The following is a 10,023-nucleotide window of genomic DNA, read 5'->3' on the forward strand; positions in this document are numbered from 1 at the left end:
GTCACCAGCAGTGACAGCCGTCTTTCCGCAGGCAGTGTCGATCCGGCTTCGCTCATGCCAGCACCAGATGGCCTTCATGCGGCGCAAACGAAAGCGATACAGCCTCGCCGGATTTGAGCGCGCTGCCGTCGACGCGGCTAGGCACGCGCAGCCGCAAGCGCTGCGCGGCATTGTCGGCGCCGGCCATGATGGTGGCGACGGTCGACGAGCCGGCAAAGGCCAGATCGGAGATCGTGCCGGAAAAACGGTTGTCGGTGTCCTTTGCATCCGCAAGGTGCAAGGCTTCTGGACGGAACGCGGCGTAAGCGCTGGCGCCTTCCGCTGCGGCTTTCAAATGCGGCTGGTCGCTGATCGAACAGATGAGGCGCCCGAGCGCCGTCTCGATCGATCGCAGCTCGCCCTGGACCGGTCCGAGTTTCCCGGCCACCAGATTGTTCTCGCCGAAGAAACGCGCGACGAATTCGCAATTCGGTCTGTAGTAAAGGTCGTGCGGCGTGCCGAGCTGGCGGATATGGCCGGCCTCCATGACGCAGATCCGGTCGGCCATGCCGATGGCTTCTTCCTGGTCATGGGTGACGAACAGGAAGGTGGTCCTGATTTCGCGCTGGATGGACTTTAGGAACACCTGCATCTGCCGGCGCAGTTCGAGGTCGAGTGCGGCGAGCGGCTCATCGAGCAGGATCAGGCGCGGCTGGCAGATCAGCGCACGGGCGAGTGCGACGCGCTGGCGCTGACCGCCGGAGAGCTGCGCCGGAAAGCGGTCGGCGAAACGCCCGAGCTGGACCAGTTCCAGCGCCTCCGCGACTCGGCGCGCGATTTCCTTGCGCTGGACATGGCGAACCGAAAGCCCGTAACCGACATTGCCGGAAACGGTCAGGTGCGGGAACAGCGCATAGTCCTGAAACACGGTGTTGAACGGCCGCCGGTTGATCGGCATGCGGCTGATGTCTTGCCCATCCAGGCGTATCTCGCCCGACGTCAGGGGTTCCAGCCCGCCGATCAGCCGCAGCACCGTGGTCTTGCCGGAGCCGGATGGTCCAAGAACGGTGAGGAACTCACCGTCCTTGATCGACAGGTCGATGTCGTGCAGCACGGGGACCGTGCCGTAGGATTTCGAGACGGACCGCAGCGTCAAGAGGTCGGTGTTCTGGTTCATGAAATACTCTCGCATACGCTTCGGCGGTCCGGAACCTCCGGACCGCCGGGTCCTTCGAAGGCAGAGGGCACAAAGATCAGGGCGTTGCCTTGACCTCGTTCCACATGTCCGAACGCTTGAGCGGGTCCTCGACATTGTTGAGCCAGACCAGCTTGTCGTTGCCGCCGGCGCTGCCGGTTTCCGTCACCGTGTTGCCGAAGCCGGTGCGCTCGGAAAGCTCGCCGCCGACCCTCTTGCTCAGCATGAAATCGATCCATTTCTCGGCTGCCGCATTATCACGGACACCCTTGGAAATGACCCAGTTGTCGAGCCAGGCAAGCGCGCCCTCGCTCGGATTGACATAGGCGACATGGGCGCCGATCTTCTGCAGCGCCTTGACCTGCTGCTGGCCGTAATTGGCCCAGATCAGGGCCACATCATTGTTTTGGTAGATCTGCTGCGCCTCGTCGGCGGTGGTGTAGAAGCTGAGCACGTTGCGCTTGAGTTCGACCAGCTTGGCCTTGACTGCAGCCATCTGCTCTTCATTGAGGTTGAACGGATCCTTGTAGCCGAGCGTCAGTGCGGTGAACGAGAAATTGTGCTCGCCATTATCATACGCCAGCACCTTGCCCTTGTAGGCCGGGTCCCACAGAACCGACATCGAGGTCGGCGCCGGCTTGATCTTGTCGGTGTCGTAGATCAGGCCGATGGAGTCGAAGCAGAACGGAATGCCGTAGACCTTGCCGTCCTTGGTCACGCCGCTGACCGCCGTCAGGTCGCGGAAGCGCGGCAGCACGTCTTTCTGGTTGGCGAGCTTGGTGACGTCGATCGGCGACACCAGGTCAGCCTTGATGTAGCGCTGCAACTGGGCGGTGTTGACAGCAAAGACGTCGAAGTCCTGGCCCTCGCTGCCCTTGATCTTGGCCCAGATCTCGTCGTCGCTGCCGATGAAGACGACATCGACGCCGATGCCGGTCGCGGCGGTGAAGTCCTTGACCCAGTCGGCATCGGCGTAGCCGTCCCAGGCCAGTACCCGAAGGTTCGCGGCGAGCGCCGCCGATGTCATCAGGCCGATGCTGAGCCCGATTGTCGCTAGTCTTAAAAACGCTTTCCTCAGTCCCATTTTTAATCTCCCATTATCGTTCTGGTGGACCGTAATTTTCGGGCCTGCGCCGTCACAGCTGGGTAACAGCGACCAGTCCCTCGTCCGGCACCGACACCATCCGGTTGCGCAGTGGCTTGCCGAACGTCTGTGCCTGGATTTCATACTCGTCGCCGGAAGCCGTCTTGACGCCGGAGGCGTAGCTCATCACCGCCGCGCCGAAGAAATAGGCGTGCAGGTCGCCCGCCCTGCGGTGCATCGGGTAGCGGAAATGGAAGTGTTCGAGATTGGCGATCGAGTGCGACATGTGCGCTTCACCCGACAGGAACTCCTGCTCCCAGATAACAGTGCCGTTGCGTAGGATGCGCGAATGGCCGCGCACTTCTTCGGGCAGGTCACCGATCAGCAGTTCCGGACCAATCGAGCAGGAGCGCAGCTTGGAATGGGCGAGATAAAGGTAGTTCTCGCCCTCCGTCACGTGGTCGGAATATTCGTTTCCGAGCGCATAGCCGATGCGATAGGGATGGCCATCGGGTCCATTGACATAAAGCCCGACGATCTCGGCTTCCTCTGCACCGGCTTTCGCGAATGCCGGCATCGGCAGCGGTGCGCCGGGCGGGACAACGCAGGTGCCGACGCCCTTGAAGAACCACTCTGGCTGAATCCCGATCTTGCCGGAGCCAGGCTTGCCGCCCTCCAGCCCCATGCGGAAGATTTTCAAGGAATCGGATTCGTCGGCACCTTCGCCATGGGTCAGAACATGCATCTGGTTGCGCGCGGCGGCACTTCCGGTGTGGGTGAGGCCGGTGCCGGTGACCAGGAAGCGCGCCGGTTCGGGATGGTCGACCGGAGCGAGCACCTGCCCATCGCGCAACAGTTGGTCGTAGTCGATTTTCGCCGTGCCGGTCCGCTTCTCGACCAGCGCTGCGATCGACGTGCCCTGGGCAATTGCCGCTTCGGCCAGTTCCAGCACGCTGCTGGTCTTTTCGAGCGGGTGCAGATGATTGCCGTCATCGCAGACGCGGCCCACCCGTCTGCTGCCGTCGGCCATTCTGAACTGAACAAGACGCATGAACTAACCTTCTTCCTTTGAAACCGTACGGATCACACCCAGCCCGCATCGACGATGAACTGCTGGCTCGTGCACATGCGGCTGTCGTCGGCGGCGAGGAACAGCGCCATGCGCGCGATATCGGAGGGTTGCAGCCGGTCGGGCAGGCACTGCCTTTCCGCGATCTGGCGTTCGCCGGCCGGGTCCAGCCACAGGCGCATCTGGCGCTCTGTCATCACCCAGCCCGGCACCATGCAGTTGACGCGGATGCGCTCAGGGCCAAGCTCGCGGGCCAGCGCCCGCGTCATGCCGTAAATACCCGCTTTCGCGGTGACATAGGCTGGGCAATCCGGATCGCCGACCATCCAGGTGATGGAGCCGAAGTTGATGATCGAGCCGCCGCCCTGCGCGCTCATCTGCGGACGCACTGCCTGCGCCGCGAAAAACTGGTGGCGCAGATTGACCGCCATGCGGTCGTCCCAATAGGCAACCGTCACATCCTTGGTCTGGTGGCGGTCGTCATTGCCGGCATTGTTGCACAGCGCTTGGATGGGGCCATTGTGCTGCATTGCCTGCACGGTTGCCGCCTGCAACTCTTCGACGTTGCGCAGGTCGCATGGAATGAACAGCGGCGCGGCATGTCCGTCGGCCGCAATCGCGTCGACCAGACGTTGGGATGGTTCTTCGGCCATGTCAACGAAGGCGACGCGGCTGCCCTGGGCGCAGAAATGGCGCACCAGGCTTTCGCCGATGCCGCTGCCGCCGCCTGTTATGAAGACGCTGCGGCCCTTGAGGCTTGGATAGATCGCGTAGCCGATTTCATCCGTCATCGCGCGCCTCTCTAGTGCGAATGTCGAGGAATGCCGGCATCGCGCCGGCCGACGAGAAAGTCGAAATCGCAGCCCTTGTCGGCCTGCAGCACGCGCTCGACATAAAGGCTCTGGTAGCCGCCCTCCGGCGACGCCGGCGGCTTCCAGTCACGCCGGCGGATGGCGAGCTCCTCTTCCGACACCAAAAGTTCCAACCGGCGGCCGGCGACGTCGAGCTCGATGAGGTCGCCGTCGCGCACCAGCGCCAGCGCGCCGCCTGCGGCTGCTTCCGGCGCCACATGCAGAACCACGGTGCCGTAGGCGGTGCCGCTCATGCGCGCGTCCGAAATGCGCACCATGTCGGAGATGCCTAGCTTGAGCAGTTTGGCCGGCAGCGGCATGTTGCCGACCTCGGCCATTCCGGGATAACCGCGCGGCCCGCAGTTCTTCAGCACCATCACCGAGGTGGCGTCGATGTCCAACTCCGGATCGTCGATGCGGGCGTAGTAATGCTCGATGTTTTCGAACACCACCGCCTTGCCGCGATGCTGCATCAGCTCGGGCGTTGCCGCGGACGGCTTGATGACCGCGCCGTCAGGCGCCAGATTGCCGCGCAGGATCGAAATGCCGCCTTCCTTGGTCAGCGGCTGGCTCAGCGGCCGGATCACCTCGCTGTTGTAGTTCGGCGCGCCGTCGATCAATTCACCGATGGTCTTGGCGCTGACGGTCATGGCGTCGCGATGAAGAAGCCCCACTTCATCAAGCGACGCCATGACCGCAGCTAGCCCCCCGGCGTAGTAGAAATCTTCCATCAGGAACCGGCCCGACGGCATCAAATCGACAATAGTTGGAACGTCACGACCTAGGCGGTCCCAGTCTTCGAGGCTGAGATCGACACCGATCCGGTTGGCGATGGCGATCAGATGCAGCACCGCATTGGTCGAGCCACCGATCGCGCCGTTGACGCGAATGGCGTTCTCGAACGCTTGCCTGGTGAGGATCTCCGCGATCCTAACGTCCCTGCGCACCAGATCGACGATCTGGCGTCCGGCCATCTGGGCGAGCACGCCACGGCGCGAATCCACCGCCGGGATCGCGGCATTGTCCGGCATGCCGATGCCGAGCGCTTCGACCATGCTGGCCATGGTCGAGGCTGTGCCCATCGTCATGCAGCTGCCCGCCGATCGGCTTTGGCCCTGCTCGGCGGCGAGAAAGTCGGCAACCGGCATGCGGCCGGCTTTAACCTCCTCGGCGAATTTCCAGACATGGGTGCCCGAGCCGATATCCTGTCCGCGGAACTTGCCGTTGAGCATCGGCCCGCCGGAAACGGCGATGGTCGGCAGGTTGCACGACGCAGCCCCCATCAGCAGCGCCGGTGTGGTCTTGTCGCAACCGACCAGCAGGATGACGCCATCGATCGGATTGCCGCGGATGGACTCTTCGACATCCATGCTGACCAGATTGCGAAACAGCATGGCGGTGGGGCGCATGTTGCTCTCGCCCAGCGACATCACCGGGAATTCGAGCGGCAGGCCGCCGGCTTCATAGACGCCGCGCTTGACGTGGTCCGCCAGCGCCCGCAGGTGGGCATTGCACGGGGTCAATTCCGACCAGGTGTTGCAGATGCCGATCACCGGGCGGCCGTCGAAAGCGTCGGCGGGAATGCCCTGGTTCTTCATCCAGCTGCGGTGCATGAAGGCGTTCTTGCCCTCACCGCCGAACCAGGCCTCGGACCGCAGTTTGCGTTTGGTGTCGGTCACGATGTCTGTTCCCGTTCCTGGCGGCGCTTGTTGCGGTTTTCGACGCTGCGGCGCACGTCCTCCTCGGCATTGTCGATGAGGACCAGCAGCGCCTTTTGTGCGCCGGTCGCGTCGCCGGCGGCGATCTTTTCGGCGACTTCCCGGTGCAGCGGCAATGAGGGGCGCTGCCCTTCCGGATTGTCGTTGGAAAGACGAAAGCTCGTCACCAATGCGGTTTCGACCAGTGCCGCCAGCGAGCCGATCAGCTCATTGCCGGTCATGCGCAGTATGGTCTGGTGGAACAAAAGGTCAGGCTTGGCGAAGCGGTCGCCGTCGTCGACCACCGCCTCCATTTCGACCAGAGCTGCATTGATCTCGGCGATCTGCGATGGCGTGGCGCGCTGGGCCGCAAGCGCTGCCGACATCGGCTCGATGGCCCTGCGCAATTCGAACAGCGCCCGGACATCGTCGGCGCTGACACCGCTGGCATAGCGCCATGACAGGACGTCCGGGTCGAGGAAATTCCAGTCGGCACGAGGACGCACCCTTGTGCCGGTCTTCGGCCGCGATTCGACCAGCCCCTTGCCCGCCAACACCTTGATCGCCTCGCGCAGCACCGTGCGGCTGACCCCCAGCATCTCGCTTGAATCGTCGGCATTGGGCAGTGCCTCGCCGGGCAGGAAATCGCCTTGAACGATGCGCAATCCGATTTGCTCGACGACGGTCGCATGCAGAGCGGTGGAGCCGCTGGAAACCGCCACCGCGACTCTCGACGTACGCGCCATACTGAAAGATTTGTTATTCTTCATACTATTCATATGATATGTCTTATCGGCATTGCGATTGGAGTCAAGGGATGGGGGAGTGCCGATGACAAAGAATTCCGCTGCCGTTGCCGAGCAGCACCAAGGGCTGATCTCGATCAGCGACGGCATTGCGACCGTGGAGATCGCGCCGGCCGCCGGCGGCGCGCTGGCGTCGTATCGCTGGCGGCAAAACGGATCCGTCGTGGATTGGCTGCGCCCTGCGGATCAGGCGGCGATCGACGGCCGCGATGCCGGCGCCATGGCCTGCTTCCCGCTGGTTCCCTATTCCAATCGCATAAGGCACGGCCGCTTCGCATTCGCAGGCCGCACCGTCGAACTGCCGACCAGCCCGGACGATCCACATCATGAGCATGGCCATGGCTGGCGTCGGCCATGGACCGTCGTGCGGCACGAAGCCAGCGCCACTGTCCTATCCTATCGCCATGCCGCCGATTCCTGGCCGTGGAGCTATGAGGCAAGGCAAGAGATCTCGCTGGTCAATGGCAGCCTGATCACCGCCATCTCGCTGCGCAACCTGTCGGACGCGCCGATGCCGGCCGGGCTCGGCCTGCATCCCTATTTCCCATCGACACCGTGGACGCATGTCCAGGCGCGGGTGTCCGGCATGTGGGAGACCGACGCGGAAATCCTGCCCACCCGGCACGTCCTGCCGCCTGCAGGCTCCAACCCGACCACGGGCTTCGACGTGTCGGAGACGGACTTCGACACGGTCTTCACCGGATGGTCGCGCCGCGCCCGGATCTCCTGGCCGGAGCATGGACGGCAACTGGACATCGAGGCCGAGGCGCCACTCGATTTCCTTGTCCTCTACACGCCGCCCGGCGAGCCGTTCTTTTGCGCCGAACCGGTCAGCAACATCACCGATGCCTTCAACCGCAGGGCTGACACGGGCATCGAGGCCGGCTGTATCGTACTGGCGCCCGGGCACATGCGGTCCGCAAGCGTTCGCTTCACGCCTTCGCGGGAGATCTGATCGCCAGTCTGAGCCGCATCAACTGCTTTGCCTCGCCGCTTCGCGGATGGTCTGCAACAGGATGGAGAAGGCCGGCGAGGGCGCCGTGTCGGTCCGCATCGTCAGGCCGACCGGTCCCTTGGTTTCCTCGGTGTTGACCGGCAGGGCGACGAAGGCGCCACTGCCGAGTTCATTGGCGACGACACCGGCCGAAATGATCCAAACCGCATCGCTCTGCCGCAGGAAGGCGCGGCCGAAGGAGTCCGAGACGGTTTCGATCTCGGTTGCCGGCGCCGTCATGCCGCTGGTGATGAACAGGCGGTCGACGAAAGGGCGGATGACCGATTCCCGTGTCGGCATCAGCGCCGGGAACTCGTCGAGCCGCGCGAACACGTCCTGTCCGGGCTCAAGCAGCGGATGTCGCGCCCGCACCACGAACAGCACCTGTTCGGAGTAGAGATGCTCGAAGAAGAAGCCGGTCATGTTCTCCGGCGCCGCCAACCGTCCGACGACGAGATCGAGCGCGCCGGTGCGCAACTGTTCGAGCAGCACCGCGTTCTCGCCGGTGACGATCTTGATCGCCGCACCGGTGCTCTCTTTGAGGAACAGGCTCATGGCAAGCGGCATCACCCGCGCCGACACCGTCGGCAGCGCGCCGATGCGGATCGGGTGCCGGTTGACCGCTCCGTCCTGGCGGACGGAATCGACGCCTTGCTTGAGCGCCGTGATCGCCATGGCGGCGTGGCGAAGGAAGATCTCGCCGATGCGCGTCAGTCGGATGCCGCGGCCGTCGCGCTCCACCACCGCAACCCCCAGCGCCTCTTCCAGTTCGCGCAATGTCTTGGTCACGGCCGGCGGGCTGACATGCAGCAAGTCAGCCGCTCGCGCCACGCTCCCCTGCCGCGCAACTTCCAGGAATGCCTGCAGGTGACGGAACCGAATGCGGCTCTCGGACATGGATTCGATAACCCCTGAGTTAATGAAACGCCAAAAAATATCATTTTACCGAACCAAACGCCTTGTGCAATGTGAGGGCGGAGGATCGAAACCGTGCCATTCGTCACCATCGGCGGCATCACGCTGCACCATCGCCACATCAAGGCGACCGGCAATGCGCGCCCAATCATATTCATCAATTCGCTCGGCACCGACTTCCGGATCTGGGACGAAATTGTCTCGACGTTCGATGGTGAAATGCCGCTGCTGGTGTATGACAAGCGCGGCCACGGACTGTCCGACATCGGCGACATCAGGTCGATCGACGATCACGTCGATGACCTCTCGGCGCTCATCGATCATTTCGGCTTGAGCAAGGTCGTGCTGTGCGGCCTGTCGGTCGGCGGCATGATCGCGCAGGGGCTCTATGCCAGGCGGCCTGAAATCGTCGAAGGCCTGATCCTTTGCGATACGGCACACAAGATCGGCACGACAGACAGCTGGAACACACGCATCGCGACCGTCGAAAGCAAGGGCATCCAGGCGATTGCCGATGGCGTGCTCAAAGTGTGGTTCACCCCCGCCTTCCACGCGGCGCGTCAGGCCGAGCTCGACGGTTACTGGAACATGATGACGAGGCAAGCGCTTGCAGGTTACGTAGGGACTTGCGCGGCCGTTCGCGATGCCGATTTCACCGATGCTGCACGCCGCATCGCGGTGCCGACGCTCTGCGTCGCCGGCGACCAGGATGGCTCGACACCTCCCGATCTCGTCCGCTCGCTGGCCGCGCTGATCCCCGGCGCGCGCTTCGAAATCATCCGCGACGCTGGACACATTCCTTGCGTCGAACAGCCTGAAGCGCTCACCGCCCTGATCCGCGGCTTTATCGCGTCGCTTGCCCCTGGAGCAGAAACCCATGGATGAAGTCCCCGGCAACGCAACCAGATATCGCACCGGCCTCGCGGTGCGGCGCTCGGTGCTTGGTGACCGCCATGTCGACCGCGCCGAGGTCGCCGCCACCGATTTCGACCAGCCTTTCCAGGAGTTGATCACCGAGGCCGCCTGGGGAACCGTGTGGGCGCGGCCGGGCTTGACCAGGCGTGAGCGTTCGATCGTCACGCTGGCGCTGCTGGCCGCACTCGGCCATGATGAGGAGGTTGCTATGCATGTGCGCGCCACCGTCAACACCGGTGCCTCGCGCGACGATATCTGCGAGGCGTTCCTGCATGTCGCCATCTATGCCGGCGTGCCGGCCGCCAACCGTGCCTTCAGAATTGCCAAGGACGTGTTTTCGGAAATGGACGGAAGCCAGAATGACCGCTGAGTCCGGCTCGAACCGAAGGCCCGAGACCGGCGCCTTCTTCCAGCGCGACCGGACCTGGCATCCACCTGTTCTGACACCGAATTACAAGACCTCCGTGCTGCGCTCGCCGCAGAAGGCGCCGCTGCCGTTCGACAACACGCTGTCGGAG

10 protein-coding genes and 1 pseudogene are annotated in these 10,023 nt (G+C 63.6%); 4 read left to right on the forward strand and 7 right to left on the reverse strand.

Annotated features, from left to right (window positions below):
- Nucleotides 1-52: 52 nt before the first annotated feature.
- The 6 genes from EN969_RS05385 to EN969_RS05410 all read right to left on the reverse strand — a co-directional run bounded on the left by EN969_RS05385 (nucleotide 53) and on the right by EN969_RS05410 (nucleotide 6,597).
- Nucleotides 53-1,156: an ABC transporter ATP-binding protein gene (locus EN969_RS05385; RefSeq protein ID WP_063167573.1), complete on the reverse strand. Its 1,104-nt coding sequence runs from the start codon at nucleotides 1,154-1,156 to the stop codon at nucleotides 53-55.
- Nucleotides 1,157-1,232: 76 nt separating this feature from the next.
- Nucleotides 1,233-2,258 carry an ABC transporter substrate-binding protein gene (locus EN969_RS05390; protein ID WP_063167574.1) on the reverse strand — a complete coding sequence of 342 codons (1,026 nt, stop codon included), beginning with the start codon at nucleotides 2,256-2,258 and terminating at the stop codon, nucleotides 1,233-1,235.
- Between the two features lie 52 nt (nucleotides 2,259-2,310).
- Nucleotides 2,311-3,309 (reverse strand): AraD1 family protein, encoded by a 999-nt coding sequence (gene araD1 / locus EN969_RS05395; protein WP_063167575.1) that lies wholly within the window; start codon nucleotides 3,307-3,309, stop codon nucleotides 2,311-2,313.
- 32 nt (nucleotides 3,310-3,341) lie between these two features.
- Nucleotides 3,342-4,118, reverse strand: a complete 777-nt coding sequence (locus tag EN969_RS05400; protein WP_063167576.1) for an SDR family oxidoreductase — start codon at nucleotides 4,116-4,118, stop codon at nucleotides 3,342-3,344.
- Between the two features lie 11 nt (nucleotides 4,119-4,129).
- Complete coding sequence (locus EN969_RS05405) at nucleotides 4,130-5,857, reverse strand: IlvD/Edd family dehydratase (protein WP_063167577.1); 1,728 nt, start codon at nucleotides 5,855-5,857, stop codon at nucleotides 4,130-4,132.
- Nucleotides 5,854-6,597, reverse strand: coding sequence for a FadR/GntR family transcriptional regulator (locus EN969_RS05410; RefSeq protein ID WP_082826662.1), 744 nt, complete (start codon nucleotides 6,595-6,597; stop codon nucleotides 5,854-5,856). The genes EN969_RS05405 and EN969_RS05410 overlap by 4 nt, the downstream gene beginning before the upstream one ends.
- A 109-nt stretch (nucleotides 6,598-6,706) precedes the next feature.
- Between EN969_RS05410 and EN969_RS05415 the strand changes: the two genes are divergently transcribed.
- Nucleotides 6,707-7,636: an aldose 1-epimerase gene (locus EN969_RS05415; RefSeq protein ID WP_063167579.1), complete on the forward strand. Its 930-nt coding sequence runs from the start codon at nucleotides 6,707-6,709 to the stop codon at nucleotides 7,634-7,636.
- Between the two features lie 18 nt (nucleotides 7,637-7,654).
- On the opposite strand, the gene pcaQ is transcribed toward EN969_RS05415, so the two are convergent.
- A complete protein-coding gene (pcaQ, locus tag EN969_RS05420; protein ID WP_063167580.1) occupies nucleotides 7,655-8,572 on the reverse strand; it encodes a pca operon transcription factor PcaQ in 918 nt (305 codons plus the stop codon).
- 93 nt (nucleotides 8,573-8,665) lie between these two features.
- On the opposite strand from pcaQ, the gene pcaD reads away from it, so the two are divergent.
- The 3 genes and pseudogenes from pcaD to EN969_RS05435 all read left to right on the forward strand — a co-directional run.
- The gene (pcaD, locus tag EN969_RS05425; protein ID WP_063167581.1) at nucleotides 8,666-9,475 is read left to right on the forward strand and encodes a 3-oxoadipate enol-lactonase; all 810 of its coding nucleotides are present in this window, start codon (nucleotides 8,666-8,668) and stop codon (nucleotides 9,473-9,475) included.
- Nucleotides 9,468-9,875, forward strand: coding sequence for a 4-carboxymuconolactone decarboxylase (gene pcaC, locus EN969_RS05430; RefSeq protein ID WP_013532963.1), 408 nt, complete (start codon nucleotides 9,468-9,470; stop codon nucleotides 9,873-9,875). The genes pcaD and pcaC overlap by 8 nt, the downstream gene beginning before the upstream one ends.
- Nucleotides 9,865-10,023 (forward strand): annotated as a pseudogene (locus EN969_RS05435) (protocatechuate 3,4-dioxygenase subunit beta); the annotation flags it as partial. The gene pcaC and the pseudogene EN969_RS05435, both read left to right, overlap by 11 nt.

It is taken from the genome of Mesorhizobium sp. M7A.F.Ca.CA.003.01.2.1, from assembly GCF_003998945.1.
Classification (GTDB): domain Bacteria; phylum Pseudomonadota; class Alphaproteobacteria; order Rhizobiales; family Rhizobiaceae; genus Mesorhizobium; species Mesorhizobium ciceri.